This window comes from Bacillus sp. 123MFChir2 (assembly GCF_000383235.1).
Classification (GTDB): Bacteria; Bacillota; Bacilli; order Bacillales; family Bacillaceae_G; genus Bacillus_A.
Genome location: NZ_KB910987.1, coordinates 1 through 17627, shown reverse-complemented (window position 1 = coordinate 17627; position 17627 = coordinate 1). Strand labels below are relative to the sequence as shown.

General features: G+C 34.2%; 12 protein-coding genes. 9 read left to right on the top strand and 3 right to left on the bottom strand.

What is annotated here, in order from left to right; genetic code table 11:
* The first annotated feature begins 354 nt into the window (after positions 1 to 354).
* From H280_RS0121210 to H280_RS0121180, 7 genes are all read left to right on the top strand, one after another.
* Positions 355 to 1179 carry a MerR family transcriptional regulator gene (locus H280_RS0121210; protein ID WP_020063124.1) on the top strand — a complete coding sequence of 275 codons (825 nt, stop codon included), beginning with the start codon at positions 355 to 357 and terminating at the stop codon, positions 1177 to 1179.
* 48 nt (positions 1180 to 1227) lie between these two features.
* Complete coding sequence (locus H280_RS0121205) at positions 1228 to 2241, top strand: serine hydrolase domain-containing protein (RefSeq protein WP_020063123.1); 1014 nt, start codon at positions 1228 to 1230, stop codon at positions 2239 to 2241.
* Positions 2242 to 2684: 443 nt separating this feature from the next.
* Entirely contained in the window at positions 2685 to 4490 is a 1806-nt protein-coding gene (locus H280_RS0121200) for a DNA cytosine methyltransferase (protein WP_331271157.1), read from the top strand.
* Between the two features lie 107 nt (positions 4491 to 4597).
* The gene (locus H280_RS0121195; RefSeq protein ID WP_020063121.1) at positions 4598 to 6070 is read left to right on the top strand and encodes an ATP-binding protein; all 1473 of its coding nucleotides are present in this window, start codon (positions 4598 to 4600) and stop codon (positions 6068 to 6070) included.
* Positions 6063 to 8762 carry a Z1 domain-containing protein gene (locus H280_RS0121190; protein WP_020063120.1) on the top strand — a complete coding sequence of 900 codons (2700 nt, stop codon included), beginning with the start codon at positions 6063 to 6065 and terminating at the stop codon, positions 8760 to 8762. Before H280_RS0121195 ends, H280_RS0121190 begins: the two co-directional genes overlap by 8 nt.
* Positions 8759 to 9769: a PD-(D/E)XK motif protein gene (locus H280_RS0121185; protein ID WP_020063119.1), complete on the top strand. Its 1011-nt coding sequence runs from the start codon at positions 8759 to 8761 to the stop codon at positions 9767 to 9769. The genes H280_RS0121190 and H280_RS0121185 overlap by 4 nt, the downstream gene beginning before the upstream one ends.
* 17 nt (positions 9770 to 9786) lie before the next feature.
* The gene (locus H280_RS0121180) at positions 9787 to 11628 is read left to right on the top strand and encodes an AIPR family protein (RefSeq protein ID WP_020063118.1); all 1842 of its coding nucleotides are present in this window, start codon (positions 9787 to 9789) and stop codon (positions 11626 to 11628) included.
* Positions 11629 to 11886: 258 nt separating this feature from the next.
* Here H280_RS0121180 and H280_RS26865 read toward each other — a convergent pair whose 3' ends face one another.
* Positions 11887 to 12108, bottom strand: a complete 222-nt coding sequence (locus H280_RS26865) for a hypothetical protein (RefSeq protein ID WP_331271158.1) — start codon at positions 12106 to 12108, stop codon at positions 11887 to 11889.
* Between the two features lie 901 nt (positions 12109 to 13009).
* Between H280_RS26865 and H280_RS0121170 the strand changes: the two genes are divergently transcribed.
* Together H280_RS0121170 and H280_RS0121165 are read left to right on the top strand one after the other, a co-directional pair.
* Positions 13010 to 13336 carry a nucleoside triphosphate pyrophosphohydrolase gene (locus tag H280_RS0121170; RefSeq protein ID WP_020063116.1) on the top strand — a complete coding sequence of 109 codons (327 nt, stop codon included), beginning with the start codon at positions 13010 to 13012 and terminating at the stop codon, positions 13334 to 13336.
* Positions 13329 to 15770, top strand: a complete 2442-nt coding sequence (locus H280_RS0121165) for a DEAD/DEAH box helicase family protein (protein WP_020063115.1) — start codon at positions 13329 to 13331, stop codon at positions 15768 to 15770. The genes H280_RS0121170 and H280_RS0121165 overlap by 8 nt, the downstream gene beginning before the upstream one ends.
* A 780-nt stretch (positions 15771 to 16550) precedes the next feature.
* On the opposite strand, the gene H280_RS0121160 is transcribed toward H280_RS0121165, so the two are convergent.
* Together H280_RS0121160 and H280_RS0121155 are read right to left on the bottom strand one after the other, a co-directional pair.
* Positions 16551 to 17420, bottom strand: coding sequence for an IS3 family transposase (locus tag H280_RS0121160; protein ID WP_231401804.1), 870 nt, complete (start codon positions 17418 to 17420; stop codon positions 16551 to 16553).
* On the bottom strand, positions 17417 to 17627 hold a 211-nt coding region (locus H280_RS0121155), incomplete at its 5' end, for a transposase (protein ID WP_020063113.1). The genes H280_RS0121155 and H280_RS0121160, both read right to left, overlap by 4 nt.

Genomic DNA, 17627 nt, shown 5'->3' with positions numbered 1-17627 from the left:
AAAATCGATTGTTGCCTCAATGGCACGAAGGAAATGGTCTTGCGGAACTAACTCTTCTACAGAAATTGTTACGCGCTCATCACGATGATTTTTCAGCGCTCCCATCATGGGGCATCGCTCCTTTGCATCTTTTTTATCAGTGTTGACAGATGAAAAGATGTTCAGACACAAAAACAGGCTGTGGAGAAGGCTTTCTCCACAGCCTGAGCAAAAAACACTCTCATGAGTGTTTTTTGCTTTGATATGAAATATTAGGAGCGTTATTGTGATTGACTTTCCCCTTACGGTAAGCTGTATAAAAGAATAGAACAAAGTATTTCATCCGAAAAAAATAAGAAGAATGGAGGTGGCCTCATGCTATCAATTGGAGAATTCTCAAAGATATGCGGAGTATCGACAAAAACGCTTCGATATTATGATGAAATTGGATTAATTCATCCCGATGAGATTAATCATGAAAATGGTTATCGATATTATTCTATCAAGCAACTAAAACAGATGCTGTTTATCAACCGCTTGAAGTCTTATCATTTTTCTCTCGAAGAAATCAAAGCCATTTTGGAATTGGAAGAGGATCAATTGGAAGAGAAACTGTTTTCCACTCTTAATCGCAAAAGAAAGGAAATAGAGGAAAAACTCAATGCTTTTGCATATACCTTAAATCAAATGAGCAATGACATTTTCAATTTAGAGAAGGGCATACCAATTATGTCCTACCTTGACAATATCGAAGTACAGCTTGTGGAAACAAAGCCAATGAACATCCTTTCAATACGTCAGATGATGAGTAGCGATGACTATGCTGCAGGGTATGGAAAGTATTTTAGTAGGCTATATGAAAAGATCGCTACGGAAAAACTCACCTTGCGTGGTATGCCAATGACTATTTATTATAGCCCTGAATACAATCCTGCCGGAAATGATACAGAGTTTGCCATCCCGGTAAAAGAGGCTGTAAAAGGAACGAGAGAGTTGCCTGGATGCCTTTGCGCGAAGTCTGTTTTAAAGGGATCCTATCCAGAATTGACATCGGTATATGCTAACTTGATGAAATGGGTTGAAAATGAGGGATATGAACTAATCCAACCACCATATGAAGTATACGTAACCGACCCCAATCAAGTCACCGCTCCTGAGGATACGGTGACAGAGGTGTATTTTCCTGTAAAGAAAAAATAGTAGCTTTCGCTAAACAAAATAAAATACGTCTTATCGGAGGTAACGATTATGCAAAGAAACGACTGGCCAATTACAATGCAAACTAGAAACCCGGAAACATTGAGAATGGACCCTGAAAAGCTTGCAGAGCTTGGATCTACCATAAAAGCCGAGTACAGCAACATAAACGGCATTGTTGTTGTGAGAAAAGGAAATATTGCATACGAAAGATATTATAATGGTTATGGCCCGAGTGATACACATCATGTGGCATCTGTAACGAAAAGCATCATTTCTGCTCTTGTTGGTATTGCTATAGAGGCAGGATATATAAAAAGTGTAGATCAGAAGATACTAGATTTTTTCCCCGAATATGTTCCAAATGCTGCCCAAAAGCAGGAAATCACCATACGCCATCTTCTCACCATGACAGCACCATATCCATTTGAGGACTGGCATGAGCCATTAGACAAATTGTGTCAACAATCAGACTGGATAGTATATACCCTTGATATGCTAGGAGAAAAAGGAAAACTAGGCACTTTTAAATATTCCACCGCAGGAGCACATCTGCTTTCCGCCATCATCACTCGTAGTACAGGCAAAAGCGCCCGTGAATTTGCCAACGAACGTCTATTTAAACCAATCGGCATGAAAGAAATCCCGGATCATGAAATGAACTCATTTGGATTTGAGGACTTATTCGGGAAAAATGTGAAAGGGTGGGTGAAAGATCCAAACCGTAACTCCACTGGCGGATGGGGACTTACGCTAACGCCTCGTGATATGGCGCGTTTTGGACTTGTATATTTGAATCGTGGTATGTGGAACAGCAATCAGATTATTTCTAAGGCATGGATTGACGAATCAACAAAGATAAACCCGAATAACTATGGTTATTTATGGTGGGTACATGAAGAGGATGGGATTTTTGCGTACTTAGCACGAGGCGATGGAGGGAATGTTATTTGTTGTGTTCCAGGGAAAGGTCTTGTTGTGGCGATTGCATCAGAATTTATCTTTAATCCTCGCGATAGGTGGGAGTTGATTAAGGAGCATGTTATTTCGGCTGTGATAGATTAGTACCTTGAATATATAGTTAATTCAACAGCGGGACAAAGAGTTGTATTTTTATTTCTCAACATCAACACTTTCAAACATGTGATAATATGAAGTTGTTAGTTCCTAACACCTCCATTCTAACCTAGGGTAGAAAAAATACGCGAGAACAAACTCTCTACTATGAGGGTTTGTTTTATATAATATATTAAAATTTCACGTACTATAAATGGCAGAAACGCCTTCTTTAGCAAACAGCAGAAGAGGGAAAAAGAAGCGGATGATTCCTCTTTAAAATTCATTGTAAGCACTTAACTAAGTTGTGACCATAAGAATATACTAACTCCAAACCCTAAATCTTTAAACTTAATTTCTTCCAGTTATTGATTTTTACTCCTATTCAGTGGTATGTTGCTGTATAGAGAATAAAAAGTGGAATGTATGTTCTTGAGAGGTATGAAGATAAAGTGGGGAAAAATGTAAAAATATATACAGAAAAGAAGTATAAAATTATTGATTTATTTGCCGGTGCTGGAGGTTTAAGTAATGGTTTTGAACAAACTGAAAAATTTGAGGTGATTGGTGCAGTTGAAATTAACCCGGCAGCTACAAAAACATATATAAGTAACCATAATGAAAATTCAGATATTTTTATAAAACCTAAAGGTAAGAATATAAGTGACATTACAAAGATTGATTTTGTGGAAGTTCTTGAAGAGAAAGGTATATCAGGAGATGAAACTATAGTAATCGGTGGACCTCCTTGTCAAGGGTTTTCAAATGCAAATCGGCAAAAAAATTATTTAATATCTGGAAATAATCAGTTGGTGAAAGAATTTGTAAGAGCTATTCAAGAGATTAATCCGATAGCTTTTTTAATGGAAAATGTGAAGACAATAGATTCGGATATTCATAAATTTTTTGTAACAGCACATGTAGATAAGACAAAGTTCGCTTATAGCTCAGAAAGGCACCTTTCTGAAATTGTGGAAAATAGCGAAAAAACAATAGAAGACTTGGTGAATCAGGATTCAATTTCACTAGTGGAAACGAGATATCTTTATCTTGAAGAAATTTTTTATAAGATAATTGAGTGCAATGGGCTATGCCCTATTATTGAATCTGATGTTTTTATCTCAAGACTTAGAAGTATTGAGCGTAAATCAGTAAAATCAACACATATACAATTAAGTAAAGTAAAAGAAATAAAAGAGGTAACACATCTTATTGATTACCTGGAATCCAGGATGAAAATTGGAAGTGGTTTTGAACAATTCGGAATTCAAATTATTATTGAACAAGCTGTTCGTGTACTTAGAGATATTAAAGATACGGGTGTGGAAAGTGTAGAAGTTATTAATAATATAGGACCGCTTTTAGATCTAAATCGATTTTTAATACACTATAAAGAAATCATTGATGAAAAGATTATTTTTGATAAACCATTAAAAGTGCAAAGAGATTCAGGGAAACTTCAAGTAGTTGCTCGTGTGAAGTCATATAAGGTTGCTGAATATTTAAAATTAGTTTTTTCTCATTTTGGTTATAGCATTGATAGTGGAGTATTAACTGCATCAGACTTTGGTGTTCCACAACGTAGAAATCGTTTTATGATATTAGGTGCTAAAAAAGATTTATTAGAAGAGGGAAAAAATGTAAAATTACCGGATGGAATTTTTTCTGACCCAAATACAACTTATGATGCTATTGGAGATTTAGAAGATATTTCCCCACAACACGAAATAAATGGATATACACCAAAACGTTATACGAGAAAAAGTGGATTAACACCATTGCAACGGTATTACCGAAAAGGAAATAAAGATGGTACAATTTACAATCATATTAACACTCAAAGTAATGATCTAAGTCTTCGGCGATTCGAAGCTATAAAAAAATCTGGAGGTAAAAATTTTCATAGTTTATCGGATGATTTAAAAGCGACTTACACTGATACAGCACGAACACAAAATACAATTTATTTACGCTTAAGATATGATGAGCCATCTCCTACTGTAGTAAATGTTAGAAAATCAATGTGGAATCATCCGAAAAATGCAGTTGCCATTAGTATTCGTGAAGCAGCAAGGTTACAATCTTTTCGGGATGATTTTAAGTTTTGCGGAACAAAAGATCAGCAGTATCAGCAAATTGGAAATGCTGTCCCGCCGTTAATGGCAAGAGCTATTGCTGAAAGAATTCTGGAGTTTTTTTGTGATAGGCCTGGTATTACAATTGAAAATGAGTTAAAAGCTGACGAGAGTAGTTGCTAATAGCATCTACTCTTTTAGTTTTTCACAAGTTTTACAGATACTGTAACGGTAGAGAGATATTCTGTTATAATTTTTATGAGAATTTAGAAAGAATGGAGTATATTTAAATGGAAACAATTTTGACTCAGCCTTCAGCAACACCGGTTTTGCAGGCATTGCGATCAATTGGATATAAGCCTAAAACAGCAGTTGCAGACTTGATAGATAATAGTATAGACGCTCAAGCAACAATAGTTGATATAAGCTTTCAACTTAAAGAAACTGATGGAATGATTGTTATAAAGGATAATGGCGTAGGAATGAGTGAGGAAGAGCTTCAAATTGCCATGAATATAGGTTCAAAAGACCCACGAAATAAAAGAAAAGCAAAAGAACTAGGTAGATTTGGAATAGGACTGAAAACTGCTGCTTTTTCACTCGGCAAACGTTTAAGTGTATTAACGAAACAAGATAATCATTATGTAGAACGTTGTTGGGATTTAGATTATGTATCTCAGTGTAATGAATGGAGGTTGTTTAAAGAGATACCAGATGATGTGAAAAGAGTATTGGATAGCATAGAAGGTGAAAACGGGACGATAGTATGTATTGATAAATTGGATCGTTTCATGGGATATGGTTCTAATAAAGTAATTAAAGATTCTAGTTTTTTTCGAAAAGTAAGAAGCATTAAGGAGCATTTAGAATTAACTTTTCATTCGCTATTGAATGAAGTTCTAAGAATACGTATTAGTGATTATGAATTAGAACCTTGGGATCCATTTTTATTGGATAATCCTAAGATACTAGAAGGTGAAAAACAGGTCTTCAGAGTTAATCATCACAAAATGGTTGTTTCTCCGTTTATACTTCCGCATTCTGCAAATTTTAATGAATTAGAATATAAGAATGCAGGAGGTACAAAAGGGTGGAGAGATCAGCAGGGATTTTACGTTTATCGTGAAAATCGACTATTATATTTTGGAGATTGGTTAGGTATGTTTCCGAAAGATGCTTCTTCTCAATTAACAAGGATCAGAATTGATTTAGAAAACGTAGCTGATGAGGATTGGCAAGTAGATGTTAAAAAATCGACTATTTCTATTCCAGAAGATGCAAAAATTCCATTGAAAAGAATTGCAGATAGATATCGTCAAATTTCAAGAGAAATATTTTACTTCAGGACAAAGTCGGGTTATAAAGGAAAAAAAATAAAAGGAAGTTTAAATACATGGGAGCGACTTGAAAATGATGAAGGTGCTTCATTTAAATTAAATCGCACTCATCCCATTCTATGTGAAATTTTAAATATAATCGACGAAAATACTGCTAAGCTATTAAATGTATATTTAAAATCGGTTGAACTCGGTTCGCCAAATAATATAATTGATGCTCCTAAAGTTACAGAAGATGCTGTTCAATACATAGATGAACCTATGAAACGAATGGTCGTAGAGTTTGCGAATATATATTTAGAAACTAAGTTAGCTAGTAATTTAGATCAGTTAATTAATATTTTTATGACTCAGCCAGGATTTGAAAAGCTAAATTATGCGACGCTGAAATATATAATTGAGGAAGGAAAATTACTTTATGTATAATGAGGCTAAACAACAATTTGAGGAGACTTTTAAAAGTAATTACTTAGCATTTCGAATAAAATATTCTGATCAAGAGAAGGCAGCAGAGCTTGCTTTAAAGTTGGCAGTATATGCTGTTAAAAGTATTTATAATATGGATGATCAAGAAACTATCGATAATTGGTCTCTGGAGATGTATGTAAATCATGGGGTTAATATTGAATTAGAAAAGCCTTCTATTATGCGTGCTGATGAGCCTTCAGACTGGTTTGATAAAAACGAATTAACAAGATCATTTTTTTGGAATAGATATAAACATTATTTACTGAATATAAAATCATGGCCAGTAGACGCAATACAAGTAATTGATGATACCACAAACGAAATTCTTAAATCACTGGGAAACCCCAAAAGCTTAGAACGCTTTGATAAAAGGGGTTTAGTGTTAGGCTATGTTCAATCAGGAAAAACTGCAAATTTTACTGGACTAATAAATAAAGCATATGATTTAGGATATAAATTAATTATTGTGCTATCGGGTATGCATAACGATTTACGAAGTCAAACACAAATTAGATTAGAAGAGGAAGTTGTTGGATCGATTCTTGATGAATACGGAAAGCCTAAAGGTGTGGCACAGATTCGTCAAAATGATAGTAGTCATATTATTTCAACATGGACTACACAAGAAAAAGATATTTCTTCTAGTTCAGTTGGAACAGTAGCTCATATAAATCGTTCAACACTAATGGTAGTGAAGAAAAACAAAACGGTTTTAGAAGCGTTACGGGATCAATTAAATTATCACAAAACATTATATAACTTAGATATTCCAGTTTTAGTAGTTGACGATGAAGCAGATCAAGCTTCTATTGATACATCAGATCCGGATAAGAAGGAAGATCCAAAAACAATTAATAAGTTAATTCGTCAAATTCTTGAATTGTTTGAACGTAAAGCTTATGTAGGTTATACAGCAACACCGTTTGCTAATCTTTTAATTAATGTAGAGGCAGAGACACAAGAAGAAGGAAAAGATTTATATCCGAAGGACTTCTTAGTAGGATTACCAAAACCAAAGGAATATTGCGGCCCAGAGGAATTCTTTAATGTATTTGGAGATGCGGAGTATAAACGTCCAAGTCACATCAGATTTTTACATAAAGATGAAATAAAAATGTTTGACAGTATTAAGAAGAAAACTCATAGTGATAAATTTGAAGAAGTTCCAGATTCGATGATAAAAGCAAGCCTGTCTTTTCTTATTGTAATAGCAGTTCGTAATTTACGAGGTCAAAAGAAGAATCATAATTCTATGTTAATTCACACAACAAGATTTACTGATGTACAAGCAACTATTAAAAAGGAAGTTGAAGCTGTATTTGAAAATATAAAGAATCAAACTTTGTTTAATCCAGAAAGTAAATTTGTTAAAAGTTTAAAACAATTATATGAAACTGATTTTGTAAAAACTACTGAAGAATGGTCAGAAGAAATAGAAGTGTTTAAATGGTGTGATGTATATAAAGAGATAAAAAAGGTAATTGACAATATACAAATAATGGAGATAAATGGAAAGAGTGAGGATGCCCTATCTTATCATAAATATAAACAAGAAGGGTTAAATGTTATTGCTGTAGGTGGTGATAAACTTTCACGTGGTCTAACATTAGAGGGATTAAGTACTACGTACTATTATCGTAATACCTTAATGTACGACACGTTAATGCAAATGGGGCGCTGGTTTGGATATCGTAAAGGGTATATGGACTTGTGTCGTATTTATACATCCAGTACAATTGCGGAATATTTTGAGTATCTGGCTGAAGCAATGGTAGAACTTCGACAAGAATTTGATAAACTTGCTAGATTAAAATTAACTCCAAGGCAATATGCGATAAGAATGTTAAGCCATCCCAAAATGTCGTTAACTAGTCCTTTAAAAATGAAAACAGCAATATCTACGGGATTTAATTACCATGGAAAGTTGCAACAAACAAGGCTCTTTGATATAGATAAAGGTTTCTATGTAAATAACATGAAAGCTACTGAAAAACTAGTGAATAAAATCGCAAATAAAATTAAAATTATTGGTGAGGCAAAAACTAAATATCACATGGCTAAAGATGTTAATGTTGAGCTTATTATTGATTATTTAAGTGAATATCGTACAAGTGAAAAAGCGAATTCTGTCATTTCGGGACAATTAATTGATTATATTCAACGTGCAAATGAACATAAAGAGTTGATCAACTGGAATGTTGCAATAGTTGATGGTGACAAAAATCAAAAAAATAACATGAGGGTATTTCCGATTTCTTTTGGTAATGTACAGATTAATAACGCTGTTATCCGTGGTACAGATGCATTTAAGAAGTATAGTTATAGACAAGTCGATAAAGTTGACATCGGAGCGATAGTTGCTGGGAAAGAGGAATTTATTGATTTAGAAGTTGAAGATAGAAAATCTATTAAAGATAAAAACCAGCTCCGGATGAAACGCCATAAAGAAAATGGAATGCTACTCATTTATCCATTACATCCTGAAGTTGAAGTATTTGATAGATTAGGTATAGAGTTTGATAGTACTCTAGTACCAATTGGTATCGGAATATCTTTTTCTGGTGATGAGAAAAATTCAATATTTAATAAAAGGAAAATTTATCAAATAAATAGAACGGTTTCGGAAATAACTTTAGGAGGTCAGTCGTGATTAGGATAAAATCAGAATTCGAACAAATGATACAAGGTATTGATAATCAGGCGGTTCGTGATGTATACAAACTGAAATTAATCTCGACAGCGATGCCGTATTTGTTAGCTGGTATTGATACTCTTAATATGCACAGACAATTGTATGTTGATTTAGGGAAATTACCATGGGAAGAGGAACAGTTGCGCTCTCTTCCAAGGTGGCGAGGACTTTCAATAAAAATTGAGTATTTTGAGCGAATGGGACCATTGAAAGAACGTTATTTTCTAATATTAAGCCAAGAATCTGAAGAAAGTTCTGAAATATTTGAGGCAGTTTTACAAAATCTCATAGATCATATTACATATATGGAACAAGAGGATACTTTATTTGGAGTCATATATCGAGTTTTGGACCGATGGCGCAATTTCTTTTCTAAAGGAGGATATAAACGTCTTAATGATGAAAAACAACAAGGTCTTTTTGGGGAACTCTATTATATTCAAAAGTGGATGGAACGTTTTCCGAATCAACCGCCTTTATTAATTGAACATTGGGAAGGACCAACAAGCGGAAGAATCGATTTTAGAAACTCTAGATGTGGAGTTGAAATTAAAACGTGTTGTGAAAAATTACGTAAAGAAATTAAAATATCAAACGAAAAGCAGTTAAAACTAACAGATACAGTACATAATTTATATTTATATGTATGTTTTATAGAAACTAATCAAGCAGCAGGAAAGACGTTGCAAGAGATTGTTGATGAAATACGAGAAATGTTACGAGAAAAGTCGCAGAGACTTTTGTTGAAATTTAATGATTTATTACTAGAACTGGGATTTAAGGATGATGAGTATGTTGATAAAATGTTTTTTGTACATGCAGAAGAGACCTATCATGTGATAGATAAGTTTCCGAAGATCTCTGATGAACTTTTGCCAAAAGGAATCTCCCACGTTAGTTATTACGTTGACTTGACTCATTGTAAAGAGTTTGAATGTTCGTTAGATAAGGTGTTCAGTTTGTAAAGGAAAGTTGGTTTTTTATGAGGGAAGAAACACAAAAAATAAAGTTTTATCAATCTTTTATTGAAAAGGTTGAAGCTCAGGCACCAATTCATGCTAGTCATAAAATGACTTTTTTATATGAAATGTTAAGCTATATGGAAAGGACAGATGAACCAGTATTTTTGTCTATACCATATACGAGCTCTATAAAAAAAATTCAATTAGATGCATATTCTTTTGATGAAGAGCAATCATCACTTGATTTATATGTCGTTGATTATGATTTGGAAGCTTCTTATTATGGAGTTACACCTGTTACTATGACTACATTACTAGAAACTGCAAATAAGGCTAAGCGTTTTTATACCAATAAGAACTTCATTATAGAAAATGTTGATCGATCTCTTGATGTATATGATTTAGCAAAGATGTTAAAGGATGATTCTATATTAATAGATGAAATTAATATTTTTGTTTTAACAAATAAATTTTATTTATCTAATAAACCAATTGAACTTGATATACCAGGTATTGAAACTGTTAATGTTCAAGTCTGGGATATGGATCGTGTGTATCAATTAGTAATGGCTGAACAAGGAGTTCAAGATTTTTATATTGATTTATTAGAAAGTTATAATCAATATTTTGAAATGATGTATGTGCCAAAGTGTAATGATGAGAGAGAAGATGATAATTTTGATTGTTATATTGGATTTGTACCGGCAGAACTTCTAGCTAAAATGTATGAGGATTTGGGACCGAAATTAGTAGAAAGAAACGTAAGATCATTTTTACAAGCTAGGGGTGGAACAAACAAAGGAATTCGGGATACATTAAAAGATTCAAATCAAAGAAAAATGTTTGTTGCTTATAATAATGGTATATCAACAGTTGCTCGTGCGGGAATAATAAAAAAAATTAATGACGATGTTAACTTGTATAGAATTACCGGCTTAACAGGCTGGCAAATTGTTAATGGTGGGCAAACTACAGCCTCTATTCATCAAGCCTATAAAAATGGAGATGATTTAAGTGGTGTGTACGTTCAAGCAAAACTAACAATTTTAAAAATTAAAGCTGATCAAGAAAATGATCAGCATGTGTTAGAAGATGAAATGGTTTCAAAAATTTCTGAGTATGCAAATACACAAAATAAAATCAATAAGTCTGATTTATTGGCGAATACACGATTTATGTCAGAGTTAGAAAGGTTATCACGCAACACATGGATACCAACACAAGATGGACGTAAAGCAGAGCAGAAGTGGTACTTTGAGCGTGCACGTGGTCAATATATGGTTGATATTGGGCGTAGAAAACGCGGGAAAGAACAAAATGATTTTAAAAAACAATTTCCAAAAGAAAAAGTTTTGACGAAAGTTGATTTAGCAAAGCACTTTATGTCATGGGAAGGCTTCCCTCATATTTCAAGTAAGGGTGGTGAAGAGGCTTTCAAGAGATTTATGGAACAGAACCGTGAGTATTGGAAGCATGAAAGAAATCAAGAGGATGAAATACAACCGTTACTCGATGTTACAGTTGAAACATATCAACAACTAATCGCAAGAAGTATTATTAATAAACATGTTTCTACTATTGTTGATCAAATGAAATTGAAAGGATATAGAGCTAACGTTATATATTACACAACGGCCATATTTCAATATATCTATGGTAAAGAAATTGATTTACAGAAGGTTTGGCAAAAACAAGCTCTATCTACAAAGTGGGATAGTGTGATAGGAATAATTGCAGCCCATTCTTTGAATTTCCTCAAAGAATCAGCAGGTGAACGAAACATAACTCAATGGGCAAAACAAGAAAGTTGTTGGGAACTATTTAAAGAGGAATGTTATAAGCAATTGATAAATTTGGTATGATGCTGTAAATAAAATTAAGAGGAATCAAATTAGAAGGGAAGTTTATCGATAATTTTTAATCTCCTGTTCATTAAGATCGTTAAGCACGTATTTTCGAAATTAATTAGTTATATAAACACCGTTCGAACTTTCGAACGGTGTTTATATGTATTTGAGATGCTCTACTTTTTACAGATTGTATCGTTTAAGTTTTTATAGAATATAACTAGTTCTTGATATTGCTTCTTTTAGCATTATTAATAAAATCCACTATCTTTTTTATTGTCTTATCAAAGTCTTCTTTTGTTTCATGCTACCAAATACGCAAAACTTCCCATCCTTTCTCTTGATAATATTTTGTGACTTTAATATCTCTCTCTTTATTTTTAAAATTTTTTTCCAATAATTACGATTTGATTTTGGGATATTTCCATGTAGATTGCAGCCATGCCAAAAGCAGGAATCAAGGAAGATAACAGTTTTATATTTCTTTATGGCGATATCGGGCTTTCCGTATAATTCCTTTACATTCTTTCTGAAGCGTACTCCTCTTTTTCAAAGTTCTTTTGTGATTTGCTCTTCGAATTTTGTGTTGGAAGATCGAATGGCCTTCATGGTTTTATGCCTATCTGACTTAGAAAGGTTGTCAGCCATCTTACAATCACCACCTTTAATTTTTTTACTCCTGATACAGAGAGGTAATACTCCTTTTAAAAGATATAACCTAATTTAAACTTCCTTAAACGATTTGAAGGTTAAGAATATTCTTTTTATAATCTTTGATACACACTATTATTTATAGGTAGAGTTTTTTTAGTTTGTTTAGATGCAAATATTAGAATGTCTTGCTTTTTTCTTTTTAAAAGAGAAAGCTCTATTTATACAAATTATGTTACAGTACCATGAAAGAAATATAGAAAAACATAAATTTAATATTACCTTGTAAAGGTAAATGAAGCGATCAATTAAGATGTTACGGTGAATCGTATCTAAAAATGATTGTAAATCGAAAGTTTAAATTAGAAATTTCAGCAGAGTAGTCTTAAGAAAGACCCTTTCAACAAGTTGTGCATTCATTACATAATTTGCTAAAGGGGTTATTTTGTCATATCCCAGTATGGTCCATAGAATGTTTTGAAGAATAACAAAGGAAGATTGAAATCAAAATGATTACTTTCAACTTATTACATTTACAGTAACTGTTCAGAATTTGTCTCTTAACACATATAAACCTTCTCCTTTTAAATTTTTAACATCACATGCTTAAGCATGAAAGGAAAAGCTTGTCTTATCTACGAAGAAGGTAGATTTTTCCGCCCTATCACATGCTCGCTTCCAGAGAAACGGTAAATCCTGTGTGATATAATAATAGAATCAAAATTAAAACATTGGGGGAATCACAATGCCAGTTTACAACAAATTAGTACGAGACCGCATCCCACAAATCATCGAAAACAACGGAAAAACATTCATAACAAGAATCCTAAATGAAAAAGAATACATAGAAGAAGTATGTAAAAAAACACAAGAAGAACTAGCAGAATATAGAGAAGCAGAAAATCCAGAACATAAAGTAGAAGAATTAGCTGATTTACTGGAACTTGTAAATGCCCTAGCACAGTATGAAGGCGTGACGCTTGAAGATATCGAGAAAGTACGTAAGAAAAAAGCAGAAAAACGCGGCGGGTTTCAAGAGCGAATCTTTTTAATTGAGGTAAATGATGACTAATGTTCAGCTTATTACAAGCAATTTATTACATAAGTTAGAGAGATACATAGATGAAGCGAAGGCAATCTATATTTTAACTTCGTTTGTGATGAAGTCGGGTGTAAATGTTTTGGTAGAGCCATTGCGAAAAGCAGCAGAGCAGGGTGTTGATATTAAAATTTGTACAGGTGACTATTTGTATATTACACAGCCCGATGCACTAGAGAAGTTGCATGAAATTCACCCGAGTATTGAAATTCGTTTGTGGAAAAGTGCAGGGAAGTCCTTTCACCCGAAGGCATATTTGTTTGAGCATGAGACAGACGGTGTGATGATTGTTGGATCTTCGAATATGTCGAAGTCGGCATTAACTAGCGGTGTGGAATGGAGTTTACTTGTAAGGGAAAGTGTAGATGAGGATACATTTTCAGAGACAATTGATCAGTTTTTACATGTTCATACGCATGAATCTACAATTGCAGTGAATATAGAAACGATTAAACAGTACCGACAAGAGTATGAGAAGTTTCATCAAAAGCATCCAGATTTGGTTCGAACATGGACGAAGCAAGAGGAGATTGAGATGACGATTCCTTCTGCGGGTGAAGATTATAGTGTTAATTCAGGAGCAACGGTTGAAAAAGAATCTATAGCTTCATATGAAACGGCAATCACACCACGCTTTGCACAAGTTCCCGCTTTAGAGCAATTAGAAAATACGCTTGAAGAAGGTTATAACAAGGCGATGGTTGTGATGGCAACTGGTCTTGGAAAAACGTATTTGGCTGCTTTTTTCGCGCAGCATTTTAAGCGGGTTTTATTTATTGCACATTTAGAAGAGATTTTGAATCAAGCAGAAAAATCTTTCCAACGTGTGATCCAAGATAAGACAACTGGTATTTATAACGGGAGAAAAAAAGAAGGAGAGCGAGACGTCGTTTTTGCATCCATTCAAACGTTAAGCAGAAAGCGACATTTAGAAAATTTCTCTCCTGATGACTTCGACCTTATTATTGTTGATGAGTTCCATCATGCGGCAGCAAATAGTTATCAAAAGGTGTTAGATTATTTTACTCCTAATTTTTTATTAGGAATAACGGCTACACCAGATCGGAATGATTTCCGCGATATTTATTCAATTTGTGATGGGAACGTTGCGTATCGAATTGATTTTATGGAAGCAATTCAGCGTGGCTGGTTGTCTCCGTTTCATTATTACGGTGTGTATGATGACACAGATTATTCAAATGTACGCTGGCTTGGGAATAAGTATGATAGTGAAGAGTTAGCAGGGGTGCAGCTAAAAGAAGAGCTAGCTGACAATATTTTAGAAGCATGGAAGAAGTACAAGAAAACGAGAACGATTGTATTCTGTTCTAGTATTCGTCAGGCTGATTTCTTATCATCATATTTTAATCGTAATAGTTATCAAACAATTTCTCTTCATTCTGGAGCGAAAGATGTATCAAGGGAAGATGCGATAGCTTTACTAGATAACGGGGAACTCGATGCAATCTTTACAGTTGATTTATTTAACGAAGGTGTGGATATTCCTTCTATAGATACGCTTTTATTTGTTCGTCCAACGGAGTCATTAACAATTTTTACACAGCAAATTGGCCGTGGATTGCGATTACATGAGAAAAAAGAGTATTGTGTCGTTATCGACTTAATCGCTAATTATCGAAATGCGGATGTAAAAATGCAAATGCTTCGTGTTGATGGAGGTACGACTAAGGGTGGCGGTTCAGAAAACATATTTCCAGATGGTTGTGTAGTAGAGTTTGAGTTAGAGGCAAAGCAACTATTAGATGAGTTGATGAAAAAAAGAATGCCGCGAAAAGAAAAACTGCTACATAGTTATCAAACGGTAAAAATGGAATTAGGACGCATACCAACGTATTTAGAGTTGCATAAACTTGGTACAGAAGAAAGCAAAGAGTATCGTCAAGAGTTTAAATCGTATGTTGGCTTTTTAGCGTGGAGCGGTGAGTTAACAGATTTAGAAAAAGAAGTATTTATGATGTATGAATCATGGCTGCAAGAAGTAGAAAAAACAGGGATGGCAAAAAGTTATAAAATGCTGTTACTATCGGCGATGTTACAGCGTGGAAAAGAGAAATGGTATCATCCGATTTCGCCGCAAGAGGTCGCGCCGTTTTTCCATCATTTCTTAATGGAAAAAGAATATCGCAAGCGTATTGATTTTAGTGATAAGCAAGCGCAGCGCATGTGGGAATATGATGAAGAGAAAGTTAGTAAATTAATTGCCACAATGCCAATGACAAAGTGGAGTGGTAGTTCCAAAGGATTACTATCATTTAATGAAACTTCTTTTTCTTTAAATATGGATGTTCGAAAAGAAGATGAGGATCTTTTATTTAGATGGACGAAGGAAATTTGTGATTACCGTCTTCATACATATTTTGAAAGAAAAACCGCAACGATGAAATGAAGTGATATAAAATTGCTAGGCATGAGTTCGGTACTGTACCGGCTCATGCCTTTTATTTTAGAGAAGTCCTCAACATTTTCAGTATAATAGTAGAATCAATTTGTCGGTATCTCGAACGATGAGTATACACACCTAAAACAGCTATTAATCTAACCAACCCCCACAATACTATCAAACCCCAATCGCAAAAAAAATCCAAACAAATCCTAAAAAAACACCATCCTAGTTTACTGTGCAAGCGATTTTGTAACGACTATCTCATGCAAAATCTGTCCATCTTGGTAATAAGAAATCATTATTGTGTTTTGTAATTTCATCGTACACACTTGAAGTTTTTGAAAAAAATAATGAAAGACCGTCAATATACTAGGGGTATCGTCGACCAAATAACATAAAATCCACGCTAATACATTTTTTTTGAAGGGTTAAACTAGAATATTCTTCTCGGACCTCTCTTAAGATACATTCTAGAGGAGTCTCATTATCATTAATTTTTCTGCCTTGTTTGATAAAACAAATAGGGGTAGTACCAGCGAAGCTGTCACCACCCACAATAAGGAAATGTCAAGATTACAATAAGTTGTTTAAGTTTAATACTTTTAACAAGCATACCCCTTAGTAAGCCAAATGACCCCAAAATCGATGTTCGCTACTTCTACCCCTAGCTGGTATGATACTATGTCAAGATAATAGACACAGATTTCTACCGCGCTTTCGCTTGGTGATCTTCATAAAAAAGTTTAAATAAAGAATGATTTAAACTTTTTTATGAAGGTAAAATCAAGCTGCTGAATTTCCATACATACGTTCGAATTCATTCGGTGTATAGTAACCCAAAGTCGAATGGATTCGTTTGGAATTGTAGAAGAACTCGATGTATTCAAATAACGATTTTTTCGCTTCTTCTCTCGTTTTATACTTCGTTTGATACACTAGCTCGCGTTTAAGAATACCGTGAAAGGATTCAATACAAGCATTGTCATAACAGTTTCCCTTTCGGCTCATGCTGCCCACCATATGATACTTTTTTAACAGTCCCTGATATTCATGTGAGGCATATTGGACTCCTCGGTCTGAATGATGAATGACTCCTTTCTTCGGCGTTTGACGCTTGTAAGCCATTGTTAGTGCAGAGATCACCAATTCCTTTGTCATGGTTTTATTCATGGCCCAACCTACAATCTTACGAGAATACAAATCCATTACACTTGCCAAATACAACCAGCCTTCATTGGTCGGAATATACGTGATATCCGCTACCCACGACTGGTTTGGTTTCGTAGCTGTAAACTGTCGATTTAAAACGTTTTCACTTACTGGATGATGATGTTTCGAATTGGTAGTCGCTTTATATTTTTTGACTGTACAAGACTTCCACTGGTTCCTCGTCATAATACGAGAAACCGTCCGCTCACTTACCTTCACACCTCGTTTATTCAGCGTTTTAGCAATTTTAACACTGCCATAACGTTCCTTAAATTCTAAGTGAGTCTGAAAAATCTCTTGTGATAATTTCTCATGCTGTTTCTGCCTGTTACTTTTCGGTCGCTTTAGCCATTTGAAGTAACCACTTTTAGAAACTCCCAGGACGTTGCACATCTTCTCCACTCGGAATTGGAAGCAATTTTTATGAATGAACTCATATTTCACCGAGGGCTTTTCGCGAAGTAGTGCATCGCCTTTTTTAAGATTTCATTCTCCTCCTGGAGCTCACGAATTTCCTTTTGAAGAGCTAGTAATTCAGCTTCTTTTGAAGAGAATGATTGGACAGCTTTAATCTCTGGTTGTTGACCATACTTCTTGACCCAGCCATGTAAAGTATTCTCATTCACACCCATTTCTCTAGCCACTTGAGCT

Bases quoted from the DNA above. Each gene is read 5' to 3' on its own strand.
- H280_RS0121210 (WP_020063124.1), top strand. From the start codon at position 355: ATGCTATCAATTGGAGAATTCTCAAAGATATGCGGAGTATCGACAAAA.
- H280_RS0121205 (WP_020063123.1), top strand. From the start codon at position 1,228: ATGCAAAGAAACGACTGGCCAATTACAATGCAAACTAGAAACCCGGAA.
- H280_RS0121195 (WP_020063121.1), top strand. From the start codon at position 4,598: ATGGAAACAATTTTGACTCAGCCTTCAGCAACACCGGTTTTGCAGGCA.
- H280_RS0121190 (WP_020063120.1), top strand. From the start codon at position 6,063: ATGTATAATGAGGCTAAACAACAATTTGAGGAGACTTTTAAAAGTAAT.
- H280_RS0121180 (WP_020063118.1), top strand. From the start codon at position 9,787: ATGAGGGAAGAAACACAAAAAATAAAGTTTTATCAATCTTTTATTGAA.
- H280_RS0121170 (WP_020063116.1), top strand. From the start codon at position 13,010: ATGCCAGTTTACAACAAATTAGTACGAGACCGCATCCCACAAATCATC.
- H280_RS0121165 (WP_020063115.1), top strand. From the start codon at position 13,329: ATGACTAATGTTCAGCTTATTACAAGCAATTTATTACATAAGTTAGAG.